The sequence below is a fragment of the Archangium violaceum genome (genome assembly GCF_016887565.1).
GTDB classification, from domain to species: Bacteria; Myxococcota; Myxococcia; order Myxococcales; family Myxococcaceae; genus Archangium; species Archangium violaceum_B.
On sequence record NZ_CP069396.1, the window covers coordinates 5,680,574 to 5,696,500 of the forward strand.

General features: G+C 68.2%; 7 protein-coding genes. 1 reads left to right on the forward strand and 6 read right to left on the reverse strand.

Going from position 1 to position 15,927, the window contains the following annotated elements; genetic code table 11:
* Positions 1–118: 118 nt before the first annotated feature.
* Positions 119–5,194: a tetratricopeptide repeat protein gene (locus JRI60_RS23290; RefSeq protein ID WP_204228079.1), complete on the reverse strand. Its 5,076-nt coding sequence runs from the start codon at positions 5,192–5,194 to the stop codon at positions 119–121.
* 228 nt (positions 5,195–5,422) lie between these two features.
* Here JRI60_RS23290 and JRI60_RS23295 point away from each other — a divergent pair, with 228 nt between their 5' ends.
* A complete protein-coding gene (locus JRI60_RS23295) occupies positions 5,423–6,436 on the forward strand; it encodes a zinc-dependent alcohol dehydrogenase family protein (RefSeq protein ID WP_204228081.1) in 1,014 nt (337 codons plus the stop codon).
* A gap of 14 nt (positions 6,437–6,450) precedes the next feature.
* On the opposite strand, the gene JRI60_RS23300 is transcribed toward JRI60_RS23295, so the two are convergent.
* The 5 genes from JRI60_RS23300 to JRI60_RS23320 form a co-directional block, all read right to left on the reverse strand.
* Complete coding sequence (locus JRI60_RS23300; protein ID WP_239470679.1) at positions 6,451–7,803, reverse strand: hypothetical protein; 1,353 nt, start codon at positions 7,801–7,803, stop codon at positions 6,451–6,453.
* Between the two features lie 191 nt (positions 7,804–7,994).
* Positions 7,995–9,029 carry a hypothetical protein gene (locus JRI60_RS23305; protein ID WP_204228083.1) on the reverse strand — a complete coding sequence of 345 codons (1,035 nt, stop codon included), beginning with the start codon at positions 9,027–9,029 and terminating at the stop codon, positions 7,995–7,997.
* Positions 9,030–9,231: 202 nt separating this feature from the next.
* Complete coding sequence (locus JRI60_RS23310; RefSeq protein ID WP_204228085.1) at positions 9,232–11,121, reverse strand: hypothetical protein; 1,890 nt, start codon at positions 11,119–11,121, stop codon at positions 9,232–9,234.
* A gap of 27 nt (positions 11,122–11,148) precedes the next feature.
* Positions 11,149–14,871: a DUF6603 domain-containing protein gene (locus JRI60_RS23315; RefSeq protein WP_204228086.1), complete on the reverse strand. Its 3,723-nt coding sequence runs from the start codon at positions 14,869–14,871 to the stop codon at positions 11,149–11,151.
* Positions 14,872–14,905: 34 nt separating this feature from the next.
* Positions 14,906–15,913 carry a ComEC/Rec2 family competence protein gene (locus JRI60_RS23320; protein WP_204228090.1) on the reverse strand — a complete coding sequence of 336 codons (1,008 nt, stop codon included), beginning with the start codon at positions 15,911–15,913 and terminating at the stop codon, positions 14,906–14,908.
* Positions 15,914–15,927: the final 14 nt, after the last annotated feature.

A 15,927-nucleotide genomic window follows, 5' to 3' on the forward strand; every position in this document is an offset into this window, starting at 1 on the left:
TCGCTCCTGGGAGGCGGCGCGACCCTAGTGACGTCACCCGCGAGCGTCAACGAACGCTTGCGCGGCCCTCCTCGCCGGTATCGTTGCGCAGCAGGAGAAACCTGCTGCCACGAGCGGCCTACACCGTGAAGCCGAGGCGCTGGCGCAGACGCATGAAGTCGTCGGACAGCGCGTAGGCGAGGAGCTGCTGGAGGTCGGTGCGCTCGCGCAGGGCCTGGAGCAGGGGCTCGGCGTGGTCCACGCGGACGTTGGCGAAGTTCGGATCCTCGCGCAGCGCCAGGGTGAGGCCCACCGACACGTCTCCGCACATCAGCAGGCCGGCGCGGTCCGCGGAGTAGCCGAAGCCCTCCACCACGGGCTCCAGCTCCACCTTCGACTGGGGTCCGAGCTCCAGGGCGGCCGGCTCCAGGGCCTTGAGCGCCTTGCGCGAGTAGGCGCGGCGGTACTGCCGCACCATCTCCTCGTTGTTGCGTCCCAGCGCCGTGAACTGCGGGGCGAAGATGCGCACCGAGTTGCCGAACAGGTCCGCCGTCTCTCCCCGGGACAGCTTGGAGAGCACCGCCGTCTTGTTCAGCAGGCCCAGCACCGCGCGGCCGATGAGGAACTTCTGCTCGCGGACGTTGAAGCGGCGCACCACGTCCTGGCCGACGCACACGGCCAGCGGCTCGGTCGTCTCCAGGGCGATGAGGCCGCGGCGGGCCTGGTAGACCTCGAACTCCTCCACGCCGAACACCTGCGCCACGGAGCGCACGGCCTTGAACACCGCGTGGTCCGGCTTGAGCTTGTCCGTCTTCCGGTCCACCCCGAGCAGCTCGAACTGCGGCGGGTACATCTTGCCGAGCTGGTCTCCCACGGCCCGGAGTACCTCGAGCAGCGGCCCGCGCGAGGCGGGGTGCGTCAGGCCCGTGTCCACGTCGGCGATGGCCAGCTTCTCCTGGGTCTCCTGGGGCAGCTTGCTGCGCGCCTCGGTGTAGAAGGCCGCCTCCACCTCGTTGGCCGAGCGCAGGAAGTGCAGCACCGCGGCCGCGCAGAAGGCCTTGTCGGTCTGCTTGAGGCCCTCCCACAGGCGGAAGAGCGAGTGCAGGCTGTCCACCCGCGAGGGATCCAACCGGAGGATGTGCCGGTGCTCCTCGATGGCGAGCTGCGCCGAGGCCGCGTCGCGCATGTACAGGCCCGCGAGGGAGGCGCGCGCCTGGACGTTCATCGTGTCCAGGTCGACGATCTGCCGGTACAGCGTCACCGCCTTCCCGGGCTCCTCCAGGGGGCCGGCGAACAGGTCCGCCACCTTCAGCCGCAGCGAGGCCGCGCGCTTCAGGTCTCCACTGCCCTGCGCCTGGGCGGCCTGGGCCTCCAGCATCTGCGCCAGCTCCGGCAGGTTGCCGGCGCGCTCGTACAGGGCCACGAGCCGATCCACGAGGGTGGCGTCGCCCGGGGTGAGCTCCAGGGCCTGACGGTACAGCGTGGACGCGGAGGCGCCGTCACCGAGCCCCTGCTCGTGGAGCTGCGCCAGCGTCACGGTGTGGCGCGCGCGCTCGGCCACCGGGAGCTCCTGCTCCAGCAGCCGGTGCAGGCAGTCCACCGCGCCGGCCCAGTTGCGCACCTGCTGGAAGAGGGTGGCCATGCGCTCCAGGGCCTCGGTGTTCTGGGGCATGGCCTCGCGCGCGGCGTGCAGGTGGACGGCGGCGCGGCTGGGCTCGGACAGGTGGTCCTGGTACAGCGAGCCCAGCGTGAGGTGCATCTGTGCCAGGGCGGAGGGCTCGCCGCCGAGCTGGATGCGCTGGGCGAGCGTCGAGGCCGCCTCGGCGTACTGGCGCTCCTCGAGCAGCAGCTGGGCGCGCAGCTCCAGGATCTCCGGGTTGGCCGGCTGGAGGGACAGGGCGCGGGCCAGCAGCTCCAGGGCGCGGGAGCGGTTGCCCAGCGCGGACAGGTGCGTCTTCGCCGCGCCGAGGAAGGCCGTCGCGGCCGCCGCCGTGTCACCCTGGGCCTGACGGGCCTCGCCACGCCGCTCCTGCAGCGCCGCCAGGTCCACCGCGCCTCCGCGCGAGGCCAGGAGCTCCTCCAGGCCCGCGGTCGCCGTGGCGTCCAGCGGATCGCGCTCCAGCGCCTGGCGGTACAGGGCGATGGCGCCCTCCGCGTCCTGCAGCGGGCCCGCGGCCAGCCGCGCCGCGGCGATGAAGGCCTCGATGGCGCCGCGCGGATCCCTGCTCGTGCGGGCCTCGGTCTCCAGCAGCAGCCGGGCGGAGTGGGAATCCCCGCGGCGGGCCAGCACGCGGCGCAGGCCCTGCATGGCGGGCAGGCACTGGGGCTGCACCTGCAGCACGGCGCGGTAGGCCTGCTCGGCGCGGGTGGAGTTGTTCAGCCGCGTCTCGTCCAGCTCCGCGCAGCGCAGCATCAGCTCCACGCGCTCCATCTCGTCGGACACCACGGAGAGGCGGCGGATGTAGAGCTCGGACAGTCCGGCCGCGTCACCCGCCTGGCGCAGGGCGCGCTCGAGGGCGAAGGCGAGCCGCACGTCCCGGGGGTTCTCCAGCACGGAGCGCTTGAGGGCCTCCAGGTCGGTGCCCTTGTCCAGGTCGGTGGCGGCGTTCACGCGCAGCGCGGTGCCCAGGCGCGCGTCCGAGACGATCTCGGACAGGCGCAGGCGCAGCTCGCCCCGGCGCGCCTTGTCCGCGGCGCGGATGCGCTCCAGCGTCTTGAGGGCGGACAGGTGGCCGGGCTCCACCGCCAGCACCGACTCGCAGCACTGGGCCGCGCGGTTGGGCTCCTGGAAGTGGTCCAGGTACAGCCGCGCCAGCTTCATGTACGCGGCCACCTTGGCGCCCGCCGTGTGGCCCACCTGCGTCTCGCGATCCAGCAGGCCCACCAGCTCCTTCACGTCCTCGTCGGCCAGGTACAGCCGCTCCAGGGCGCGCAGGGTGGCGGTGTGGCCCGGCGCCAGCCGCAGCACCTCCTGGAAGACGCCGATGGCCATGTCCGGCCGCTTGAGCTGGTCCTCCCAGATGGTGGCCGCCTGGTAGAGGGCGTTGGCGCGCTCCATGGGGTCCGTCCGGTTGGCGGCCTCGGCGCGCAGCACCTCGATGAGGCTCTCCCAGGCGCCCTGGGACTTGTAGAGCCGCGCCAGCGCGCGCAGCGCTGGGAAGTGGCTGGGCGCCAGCGTGAGCACCTCCTGGTACGAGGCCACGGCCTGGTGCACGTCCTTGAGCCGGTGCTCGCACAGCTCGCCGATCTTGTAGATGAGGGCGGCGGCGGCCTCGGGGGTGGGGGCGAACTCCGCCTCCGCGCGGTACATGCGCATGAGCTGCTCCCACTTGCTCTCCTGCGCGTACAGCCGGCCCAGGGCCTTGAGCGCGGGCAGGTACGAGGGCGAGAGCGTCAGCACGCGCTCGTAGGCGCCGATGGCGCCGGCGCGGTCCTTCAGGTGCTCGTCGAGGATTTCGGCGTTGCGGTGGTAGAGCGAGAGCACCTGCTTGGTGTCACCCACCAGCGAGGCCTCCAGCTCCTGGTGGCGGATGAGCTCCTGGAAGCGCCCGGCGCGCTCGAGCAGGCGCGACATGTTGCGGATGGTGGGCAGGTGGTCCGACGCCAGGTCGAGGATGCGCTGCATGCACTCGATGGCGTGGTCCAGGTCGTTCAGGCGCTCCTCGTGGATGAGGGCCACCTTGTTGAGCGTGGTGATGATCTGATCGCGGTCCTGCGTCTGGAGCAGGTCCTGCTCGTACATGGCGACGAGCTCGGCGAAGCGGTTCTGGCGCTCGTAGAGGCGGGTGAGGGCCTTCTGCGAGGGGAGGTAGCCGGGCTGGAGCTGGAGGCAGGCGTTGTAGCGCTGGATGGCCTCCTCCTGGCGGCCGAGCCGCTCCTCGAGGACCTCGGCCGCCTTGAACATGCGGGCGGCCTTCTCCTTGGGATCCTGCGCGGCGGCGCTCTCGGCGTCGAAGACGGAGACGAGGCCTTCCCAGTTCTGGGTGCGGTAGTAGAGCTTGCCCAGGCCGGCGAGCGCGGCGGCGTGGCCGGGGATGCGGGAGATGATGGCCTGGTAGCGGGCGATGGCGTCCGAGTCGCGCTTGAGCTCCTCCTCGTAGAGGGCGGCCAGGCGCAGGTTGATGGCGACCAGCTCGCCCTCGTCGTTGATGCTGCCGACCCAGGCGAGCAGCACGTCGGCCAGTTCCTCGAAGCGCTGGCGCGTCTCGTAGATGTTGGCGAGCGCGGAGAGGACGAGCGGCTCGTGGGAGCTCACGCGGCGGGCGTCGAGCAGGGCGGCGAGGGCCTCCTCCTTGCGCCCGAGCCGCTCGTACATCTTGCACAGCTGGAGCCAGGCCGGGGCGCCCTGGGGCCCGAGCACCTCGGCCTCGGCGGTGAGGATCTCGAGCAGCTCCTCGGCGCGGCCCTCGCGCACGGCGACGCGCTTGAGGGCGTTGAGCAGGAGCAGGTCCTCGCGGTCCATCGCGAAGGCCTCGCGGAAGCAGGTGGCGGCGAGGTCGGCGCGCTTGATGCGCTCCTCGAGCACGAGGCCCGCGGCGGTGAGGTAGTGGGCGCGCAGGGCGGGCTTCTCCAGGGTCCGGGCCAGCAGCCGGTACACCTGGACGAGCGAGGGGTAGTCATTGCGCGCGGCGAAGATGGCCTCGAGCTGGGAGAGGAGCGCCACGTCCTGGGGCTCGAGCTCCAGACACATCCGGAAGGCGGAGGTGGCGTCGGCCTCGCGGGACAGCCGCTCCTCCAGGAGGGTGCCCTTCTCGAAGAGGAGGGCGGCGCGATCGCCGGGAACCTCGGTGGCGTTGAGCTCGGCGTCGAGCAGCTGCACGGCCATCTGCCAGTTGCCGACGTCGGCGAAGAGGCGGCGCGCGGCGCGGATGTTGGAGAGGAAGCGGGGCGCGAGCCGGTAGGCCTGGTTGTAGGCCATGGCGGCGTTGCGCGGGTTCTTGAGGGGATCCTCGTAGAGGCGGCCGATCTCGTGGAAGAGGAGGGCGGCCTGGGGATCCGCGCCGAGCGCGCGCGCCTCGCGCTCCAGGGAGGCGATGCGCTCGCGGGCCTCCTGCTCGGGGCTGGAGGCGGCGGGGAAGGTGGAGAGGTTGGAAGCGAGTGAATCGGTGGCGCCGCCGCCCGGACGGGTGGGGGCTCCTCCCTGCGTGACGGAGGGCACGGGTACACCGGGAGAGGACCAGGACTGGATCCTGGGCAGATCGTTGCGCTCGCTCATGGGAAGACCGGCTCCGTGAGTTGAATCGTGCCGAAATGATTCAGGCCTGCCGGGGGTCGTACCATGTGCCCGGCAGGTCGCTCAAGTTCCTGACTTCCTTGGAATTTTGCCCGCGGATGGCCGCTCGCTGGGTGAGGGCGGAGCCGCGTGTCCACCCCTGGGCAAAGGCAGCTGACATGGCTGCCTGCTCGCTCCCCGAGCGGGCCGGGCGCGCTAGAACCGGGCGCCATGAAAGCCTACGAGATTCGCGGCGGATTCGGATTGGACAAGCTGGTGCCTGTTGAGCGGCCGGACCCGGAGCCGGGCCCTTTCCAGGTGCGGGTGCGGGTGAAGGCCACGAGCCTCAACTACCGCGACCTGATGATGGTGGAGGGGCGCTACAACTCGAAGCAGAAGCTGCCCCTGGTCCCCAACTCGGACGGGGCGGGCGTGGTGGAGGCGGTGGGGCAGGGCGTCACCCGGGTGAAGCCGGGGGATCGGGTGATGGGCATCTTCGCGCAGGCGTGGCTCGCGGGAGAGCCCTCGCGCGCGGCGCAGGGCAGCACGCTGGGAGGACCGCTGGATGGCGCGCTCGCGGACACGATGATCCTCCACGAGGAGGGGGTGGTGCCCACGCCCGCTCACCTGTCGGACGAGGATGCCGCCACGCTGCCGTGCGCGGCCGTCACCGCGTGGAGCGCGCTCGTCACGCACGGAGGGCTCAAGGCGGGTGACACCGTGCTGCTGCAGGGGACGGGTGGCGTCTCCATCTTCGCGCTGCAGATCGCCCGGATGATGGGGGCGCGCGTCATCCTCACCTCCAGCCGTGACGACAAGCTGGAGCGGGCCCGCGCGCTGGGCGCACACGAGGGCATCAACTACGTGACGACCCCGGATTGGGACAAGGCGGCGCGGGCGCTCACCGGCGGCACGGGCGTGGACCACGTGGTGGAGGTGGGTGGCGCCGGCACCCTGGAGAAGTCGCTGCGCGCCGTGCGGGTTGGAGGCACGGTGTCCGTGATCGGCGTGCTCAGCGGTGGCGTGGGCGCGGTGCCCGTCACGCCCATCCTCATGGGGAACCTGCGCGTGCAGGGCATCCTGGTGGGCCACCGCCAGTCCTTCGAGGCGCTCAACCGGGCGCTGACGCTGCACGGCGTGCGCCCGGTGGTGGACCGCGTCTTCCCGTTCACCGAGGCGCGCGCCGCCTTCGAGTACCTCAAGAGCGGAGCGCACTTCGGCAAGGTCGTCATCCGGGTGGAGTGACGCGCCCCTGGGGTCTACGGCTTGTCCGAGACGACGATGGAGAAGGGATACCGGGTCTCGTCGCGGAGATCCGGATCATACGGACCCGTCGGCAGGGCGGTCACGATGATCGTCCGGCGCTGATCGGCCGCGAACCTCAGCTGCTTCGGGCCCGACGAGAGGTCCAGGATCTCCCCGTCGGAATCAGGCGTCAGCCCGGGCACGGCCTGGACGACGAAGCGGCGCTGCGCGGCGTCCGGGGCCTCGAGGGACACGTAGACGGTCTGCGGGGTGCCCGCGCCGGCCGACAGCTCGATGTAGCTGGTGCCCAGCATCATCGGGGCGTTCTCCTCGGGGATGCTGATCCTGCCCGGCGTGGCCTCCTGCTGGGCGGCCAGCGAGAGCTTCGCGGCCTTGAGGTTGTCCAGCCCGTCCTTGAAGTGACGGAAGTGGCGGTCGTCGACGTGGTCTCCCGTGTACCAGCGCCAGCGCGAGAACTCGGGGACGGTCTCGACGTAGCTGGAGCTCTTCTCCGCGAGCATCCCATCGAGCGCATCGGCGAAGTCGGGCTCGTTGAGTGTCTGATCATTCTCCGCGCCGGGCGGGTTGCGCGACGCGAGCCACATGCGCGAGAGGAATTGCGGCTGGCCCCCGAAGAAGCGGTCCTTCAGGTAGAGCAGGTACATGGAGGAGCCATACATGTACCAGGTCTCGTACTTGTCATCGCGGTCGATGGCCCAATCGGGGTGGGCCTGGAAGTCTTCGAAGTAGGTCTTGATGTAACGGTTCGCGTACACCTGATCCGCGAAGACGGCGGACATCTCGAAGGTGTGCGGAGCCTCGTACCAGTCATCCGCGGCCTGGGAGGCGTGCGCCATCTCATGGACGACGGTCTCCTCGAGCTCGGGGCCGCCGTAGGGGCCCCAGGCATCGACGACCATGAAGCCGCGCCGGTCATCCCACGCGGTGGAGGGCTCGCCCGAGAGGACGTTGACGAGGCAGCTGCGGTGCCCCTTCCACACGAACACGTCGAACGCGTCATCCGGTCCGCACTCGCCCTTGTCGGTGAGGGCCGGGCGCATGCCGAGCTGGTTGACGTGATAGTCCCAGCCCTTCTCGACGTAGGCGAGGACCTGCTGGGCCGTCTCCTTCTCGACCTCCTTGTAGTAGTGGACGAGTACCGGGAGCTTCTCGGAGCGGATCGAGTACGGGAACATCTCGTTGAAGTCGGGCCGCCCGCAGATGGGGGTTCCTTCCTCCAGGGGGTGCGTGTAGTCGAGGGGGTCGACCTGGGGGTCGTCATTCGAATCACAACCCGAGATGGCAAGACCCAGCCCGAGGCAGGCCACCCAGGGCAGGAGCCTGGAGGAGGTGAAGCGCGAGAGCATGCTTTCGTTCCTTTGAAGACGGCGCGTTGAAGGCGTGAGCGGATCGAATAGCAATGCGTGTGCCGGCCTCCTCGATGACTGCGCTCCAATTGGGAGGGGCAGATGGGTGGGCGGCTGACATGTCAGCGCGAGCGGATTGACGTGTCAGCGCGAGTGGCTGACACGTCGGGGCCTGTCGCGCGTCGACGTCCTCAAGCCAGGTCGCGCAGGTGGACGTCCAGGTGGGTATCCGAGGTGCCCAGGGTGCTCAGGTCATCGGTGGGGATGACGTAGCCCTGATCGGCGCCGACGTGCTTGCGGTAGAAGTCCACGACGCCCGGATCCTGGACGTTGGACGTGGTGGTCTTCTTGATGCCGTAGACGGAGCCATCGGCGTTGCGGGCCTTGACGGAATCGGGGGCGGAGGCCAGGAGGTTGTCCATGGTGCCGGACAGCTTGCCGCCACTCTGCGGCTTGATGGTCATGGCGGCGTTGTCGCCCTCGATGTAGCTCACGTCGTAGTAGGTCTGGTTGCCGCCGCCGTTGAACTTGACCTCGCCGAGCGTGGCCGCGGCCCCATCGCCGGACGTGCTGCGGAAGTTGCCGGACCAGCCCTGGGGGAACTCCACGGTCTGGGACTTGCCGGGTTGCAGCGTCACGGGGGCGACCTCCTTGTCACCGGCGTTCGGCGTGAACTTGATGGTCATCGGCGACTTGCCATCGTTGGTGAAGGTCATCGTGTTGCCCTGCTTCGAGGACGAAGGGCCGCCAGCCGAAGAGGCTCCCTCCGGCTTGGAGACCTGGGCGCTCGGGGCGGCCGGCGCGCTGGGGGCGACCGGCGCGCTTGGGGCGGCGGAGGCCTGGGGTGCTCCCTGGAGCAGCGACTGGAGGCCAGGGGCGCCACTGTCCACGCCACCAATCTCCGGCACCTCACCACCAGGAATCGACAGCGAGTCACCCGTGGCGTCACCGTTCAATCCGCCCAGCAGGTCCTTGCACAGGGTCACCAGCTGCTGCGCCACCTGATTGAGCAGCTGGTCCATCTCGGCCACACCGCCCGCCTTCGTCGCGCTCAGAGGGGAGTCGAATCCATCGGCCTGGAACAACTGCTCCAGGGGATTGCTCTGCTGCGAGCTCTGGAGTGCCGACACGCCCTTGCCCTGGCAGGAGGAGACCGACTCGGTGCCAGTCGTGCTCGGGATGGACGGGGAGAAGACGGGCGACCTGGAGATGGGGGAGAGCGCCATGGCGGGGTTTCCTCGGGAGCGAAGTGGAAGTGAGCGGCCACTTGCCGGCAGCACGAGCCACCATGAAGCAGGAGGTGTGCCAACGCTCACTTCCCTCTCGAGTCCCTCTTGTGGGAGGCAGGTCCTGGTGACCGCCGTCACCATCGGAGGGGCCGCGAATCTGGTGACTGCCGTCACGCCCTGGTGACTGCTGTCACCACCCTCAGCTCCCCGTGCTGATGAACCGGACCTTCTCCACGCCCTCGATCATCTCCAGGGCGAACTGGGCGGAGGTGAAACCACTTCCGCCCAGCCGGCCCTTCATGGCGTTCGCGAGGCTCCCGATGTCGACCACGCCGAGCTGCTCGTTCCGCCAGGGAATGGGGAGCGGATTGGACAGCTCGTCGCCGGTGGTCAGGTCCCGCAGGGTCTTGTGGTACTGGGGCGGGTTGCCCGTGGCCGCGTCCACGCCGAAATGCATGGCCTCGGGCTTCTGGTGGATGTCGACCGTCCTCACGTCGCCGTCGAAGAGGCACAGGAGCACGTTCGATGACAGCCGCTCCATGCGCACGATCGGAAGCGGCTGCACCGCGTCGGGGACGAAGTCCGCGTTGTCGATGACCTGGGAATAACCGTCCACCAGGAGGTTCGGCCAGCCCGACACCACGTCCGAGCGCATCAGGAAGCCCGAGAGGTTCCCGTAGGGCGTCGCCAGGGGGTTCTCCGCGTCCTGCGCCACGTCGCCGTCCGTCACCCGGCCGATGCTGAACGCGCCGTCCAGCAGGCACTCCACCCAGCGCGCATCCACCCGGAAGAACCGGATCGACTCGATGGGCAGGAACCGCTCGTCCGGCACCAGGTAGTTGAAGGGCACGTTCTTCAGGAGGGAGAGATCCGAGAACCAGGTGGAGATCGTCGGGGGTACTTGCGAATCGGTCTCGGGCGCGGTCAGCGGCAGGTGCTCCACGGCCTGCTCGGCGGCCTTGATGTTCTGGGCCTGGCCCTGCTTCCAGTCGTACAGGGCGAGGGCCACGCCCTGGTTCCGCAGGGTGAGCAGACGTCCCAGCTCCCAGGCCGCGGCGTACGAGGCGTCGAACATGCCGGTGCCCTGGTCGTAGCGGTACAGCTCATCGGCGTCGCGCACGGGCAGGTTCAGGAGGTCCGTCGTCTGGCCCGGCCGGAAGGGCCCATGGTACCAGGAGACGGTCTTGTCTCCCTCGCGCAGCCGGTGGCGCAGTGCCACGCTGCCCGTGGCGAGGGCCGCGTTCGCATCGGCGTTGCTCGAATTCGCGAGGCGGAACGTGTCGTGAGCCAGGTTCAGGAGGAGCTGGGAGAAGCTCTGCTTGTCGTCGAGGCACGAGAACTGGAAGTGTCGCAGGACGACCAGGCGGATCTTGTCGTCGTCCCCGGCGTTCTGGAAGTCGAACGTGTCGCCGCCGCTCGGGTAGCGCCCCTCCAGGGAGATCAGATACGCCGTGCTGCTCCCTCCATTCTGGGGCAGGCGGTTGGCGATCACCGTCGCGATCTCCTCGCCCGCGAGGTTGCCCGAGTCGTCCAAGGGCTGCCGCACGTGGGAGAGATAGGCGAGCTCACTCTTCAGGGGTAGCAGCTGGGAGAGGAGCCCCTTTTTCACGTCGATGACGGTGACCTTGTCGGTCGGCGCCTGACTGGGCTCGAGCTCGAACGCCGGGTAGCGCGCGGTGCTCGCGGGAGTGCTCTGGAGCTGGGACAGGGTGATGATCTGCGGCTGCGGCTTGTCATCCAGCGTGGGGAAATCCGAGTCTCGCAGGACCAGCAGGGCGAGCCAGGGCAGGCCGAGGTCCTGCTCATCCGGAGCGCGCTCCCAGGGCAGGGTGCTGCGCGTGAGCGAGATGTGCGCCAGCACGTTGTTGTGGTCGCCGAGGCTTGCATCGGGCGGGAACACGGCCGAGACGTCGCTCGCATCGAGCGTGGAGAACCGCTCTCCGGTGACGGCGAACGCCACCTCGCGCGAGTAGGTCTGGGCACTCGGGATCGTGTTGCTCTTCGTCGAGACGACCTGCTCGACCCGGATGCGGTAGGTCCCGCTCTCCATCGCGGGCTGGTGGTACTGGATGAACTCGACCTTGGGCATGACGGTCTGCTCCTGGTGTCGGCCAGCTCAATGGACCTGCGGCGCGATGATGAAGCTATCGGCGACGGCGTTGGCATCGAGCCGGATGTCGTCGGCGCCGAACCCCAGGGCCGCGAGCATCTGGCTCCGCTTGTCGTTCTTGCCGACCGTGTTGCGGAGGGTGTCCCTCCGCTGGGAGTCATTCTCGCTGTTGGCCTGGAAGGCGGGGACGGGGGTCCAGGCGTAGGCGCCGTTGACGCACATCGTGTCGTATTGCAGCGCCTCGTTGTCGATTCCCGCGGTCACGCCTGCCTTCGGCGGGTCCGCGGGCGTGATGCGGTAGCCGCTCAGCGGATCGGCACCGGTCGCCCCATCGACGACGAACTGGGGATCGTTGACCCCGGGAGGCTGGATCCGGTCCGAATGACCCGAGACCGTCGTGGCCACGCCCCACAGCGAGCTGGGCGCCTTCTGCGTGCTGGGCGTGAAGGCGAAGTGGCTCTCGACGGGCACGTCCTCGTCGCCGTAGGTGATCGTGATCCGGTGGGTGGACTGGAGATCGTCGGCATGGACGGCCATCGCGTAGATGCCGAAGTCCTGGCAGGCGCCTTCCGTTGGGAGCGCGGTATCGCCGCTCGACCCGCGGAGCCCCTGCTTGATCGGGACGAAAGAGCCCGTGTCGAGCGCGAACTCCTTCGGGTTGACCACGTACAGGGTGTCAGAGCCCTGGGTGAGCTGCCGCTCGAGGCCGGAGCTGACCGCGATGCTCACGACGTCGCTGTCCGCGGGCATGTACTGGTCCTGGAACGTGCTCCAGTCGATGGCCAGCGGGTAGCGCGACGATTGATCGCCGAACGAGACCGTGACGCCGACGAAGACGATCTTGAATTTGGCGTGGCCCCCGAAGTCGGGCCCCCAGATGTGCACGTCCACGCCCAGGTCGACGGGCCCGACGAATCCCACGCCAGCGCGGATCTCGACCCGGACCTCGAGGTCGTAATAGTACGGCTGCCAGGAGATGAGGAAATCACAGCTGGCGCTGAAGTCGCAGTAGAGCGAGCCGGCCTTGTAATGAATCTCCGCGCTGCCGCCGGCCATCATCGCGTGGGCGCAGAGCGCGAAGTAGCTGCTGCCCTTGAGGAACGTGTCCCCGTCGATCTGCCAGTTGATGCCCAGGCGAGGAACCGTGGGGTAGTGACTGGGGACGTTGAAGCGGGGGTGGTAGCCGCCCAGGGTGATGACGAAATCGCCCGCGTGCGCGCCGGAATACCAGGCGTAGAACGCGAAGCCGCCGGTCAGGTGGCAGCCCTTGCCGAAGATGTACGAGGCCGGATCGAGCTCGGCGATGACGCCGAAGAACCCATCCGACGGGATGAAGCTCGCCTCGAGCAGCATCCGCAGCTCGGCCAGCGGGCTCTTCACTTCCTCCCCGTGCGGGATGCACAGATCCGCGACGCCCAGGAGGTCCACCTCGAAGCGCGACCCCAGGTCGACGCTCAGGAGCGCGAAGCAGTCGACCATCTTGAAGGAGGAGAACTTCACGCCCACCGCGATGAAGCCCGCGCCGATGAGCGGGGGGATGTAGCTGTCGATCTTCAGCAGCTCGTTCTGGAGGATCTCCGCCTGGTTCGCGGTGTTGCTGATGTCCGGCAGATCTCCAGAGATGGCTTCGGCGACCAGGGGGAAGGTGGCGACGCCGTCGATGGGTGGAACGATCAGCGTGCGGTTCCAACCAAAGCCCGCCGACACGGCCTCCACCGACAGGAACGGCGGACCGCCGATGGGGATGTCGAGCACGGCGTAGAGGAACAGCGAGGGATTGCCGTCGATCTCCGCGTACGAGCCGATGGCGTGCAGGCCGAGCGCGTTGTCCTCGACCTGGACCTCGACCACGGCCTCGCCATCGTACTCATCGAAGGTGTGGTTGTTCTCGGTCACCTGCGTGTGCAGGAGCGAACCACCGATCTCGAGGCAGTCGTTCTTGTAGTCGAGGCTCAGGCCCTCGAGGTGGAAGGTGGGATCGAGCTTCGTCAGCGGTGAGCTGACCCCCAGCCCGTCGAGCGCGGCCGACAGGCCGGCGATGCTCAGCGAGGCATTCACCAGGAACCAGAGCTGATCGTCCTGGTACTGCATCCCCACCTTCTCGATGTGGACCGGACCGATGGACTTCTGGACCGAGTACCACGTCGCGCCGCTCGAGCCCCCCGAGCTCGCCACGATGGCGGACTTCGTGTCCGTCGACGGGACGACGTTGCCGTTGTCGTCCATCTTCACGGGCAGATCCACCTGCTGGACCGTGTCCCCGATCGTGATGGTGCCGCGAAAGGTCAGCCCTGAGTCGATGGCCTGGGGCAGGAGCTTCACGCCCTGCTGTTGGAACAGCGGGACGAGCGCGTTCACCTCGCCCTGATCGAAGGCCGCGGAGGCGATGGAGACGCCATAGGTGAGCTTGATGGTCTCGCCTGATGGGAAGTACTGACCGATGAGCGGGAGCTCGGACAGATCGATGCCGGAGTTGAGGTCCACCTCGAAGAGCATCTTGCCGCTCCCCTGGGGCGAGACATCCGCGAAGGCGGCATCCACCAGCGAGACGGAGAGCCCGTCGGGAACCACGTTCGCCAGGCTCGTGGAGACGCTGGCGACCAGCTGCTTCACGTTCGTGGACGTGCCGGAGGGGCTGGTGTAGCTGGTGATGCCTGTCTTTCCGAAGGTGGTCTGGTTCGAATAGGAGTCGAAGTCGATCTGCCCGAGCGTGTCCCAGGTGGTCGTCAGCGAGAACGTATCGTCGCTGGTGTCGGCCGTGGCCTGGAGGTTCGTCAGCACGAGGCTGTTGACGAAGTTTGGAACCTGGACGCCGAAGGTGCTGGTCAGCTCAGTGATGAGCTTGCCCACGGGGAGCTGCTGGTCACCCCGGGTCCCGCCGGAGAAGAGCCAGCCCGTGGCGTTCTGGGGGTGCTGGGCCGAGCCGAAGAGCTGGACGCCGGCGAGGGTGAAGTTCGCGTCGATTCCGCCGGACCCGGGGCTCGAGCCCGTGCCGGCCATGTTCATCCCCAGGTCGTTCAGGGTGACGCCCGGGATGAGCTGCCAGTTCTGCTGCACGTCACATTGAAAGGACCAGCCCAGGGAGCGCGGATCGAGGCCGAGGATGAGGCGGGTGATCGTCCAATCCCCCGGCAATCCCAGGCCCGGCACGAGCTGATCGAGCAGGGGCTTCAGGTCCACGACCGAGCCATCCTCGAGCTCGCAGTGCAGCTCCAGCGAGGGGAGCATCAGGATGACATCGAGCAGGATCCCATTGAGGTTCAGCTTGCCCAGCAGGTAGCACGACAGGGTGGGCGAGGAGCCGTAGGGATAGGCGAGCGTGTAGGAGATATCGAGGGCGTTCAGCGCGAACGTCCCGGGGATGAGGGTCCAGGGGCTCGTGGACTGGACCTCCACCACCAGCGAGGCCACCTGCGCGAGCCGGGTATCGACGACGACGGTCAGGCTCTGCAGCCCGAGGAGGCTCGAGAGGGGAATCTGGGCGGGGATGACGCCGAAGTCCACGCCAGTGACGAGCTGGGCGAGGGCCGAGACGCCGGAGAGGTCCACCCCGCTGCAATCCGTGACGGCGACCCGCAGGCTGCCCCCGCCCTGAACGGGCCCGGTGGCGCGCAGCACGAGCGTCTTCGACCCTCCTTGTGCTTGGAGGGTGTACTGCACCCCGCTGCCCAGGAGATCGGGGAGCAGGTCCGGGTTGGCCAGATCCTTCAGACTGCTGATTGATTGCATCGCCGCGTCCTTTCCCGTCGCTCGCCCTGGTTCACTAGGTCCGCTGGAGATCGACCGAACCGTCGTCCTTGATCACGTAATGGTAGCTCCCGCCTTCCTGGTGGGGATGGAGCTGATAGAGCGTGGTGTAGACCCCTTCACGCGCGTTGAGCTGGGTGAACACCCGGTTGATGTCTTCGAAGAAGACGAAGTCATGGGCGTTGAAGGCAGACAGTGGGGACCACGTGTCGATGTTGCTGATCGTCGTCGAGTTGGGCAGGCCCGTGCCGCCGAAGGGGCGGGTATCCGAGCTGATGAAGAGGATCTGGGGCAGGATTTTCTGGATGAAGGCCTGGGACGAGGACGTGCGCGCGCTCCCGTGGTGTCCCACCTTGAGCGCCACGCGATTCTCCGGACCGATCGGATCGAGCAGTGTCGCGCCAGCGGGGTGTTCTGGAATAGGGACGCCGCTGAAGGCCGCCAGGGAGTAATGCTGGACGATGTGTTTCTCGGTGGCCACCGTCGCGTCGCCCATGAGGTAGACCTTGAGCTCCTGGTACAGGATCAGCAGCACGACGCTGTTCGTGTTCTTGTCGGCGTACGCGGTGTTCGGGTGGTTCGCCGCCAGGACCCAGACGTAGACCCCATCGGTCGGCGCGGAGAGATCCGCGTTGGGTGTGTTCGGCGGATCGGAATAATTGTCCTGGCCACAGATGGCATTGACGCTGGGGTGGCTCCGCAGGAAGTTCGCGGTGTTGTTCACGGTGTAGTCGGCGACGTCTCCGCCGTACAGCACGTGTTGGAAGTTGATGCCGGCCGTGACGAGCCCCTGGATCATGTTGTAGTGGTCCACGTCGGCGTGGGTGAGGACCAGCGTCTTGATGGTATTTCCCCCCGGTGTGGCGGGGAGATACATGTTGAGGACGTTCACGATCTCGGGTGCGACCACACCCTTCGATTTGGTGCTGCCGCAATCGATGAGCATGAGCGAGCCGTCCGGGTACACCACGAGCGTGGAGTCCCCCTGTCCGGCATCCATGAAGACGACACGCAGTTCAGCCATGGGATCCTCGACGC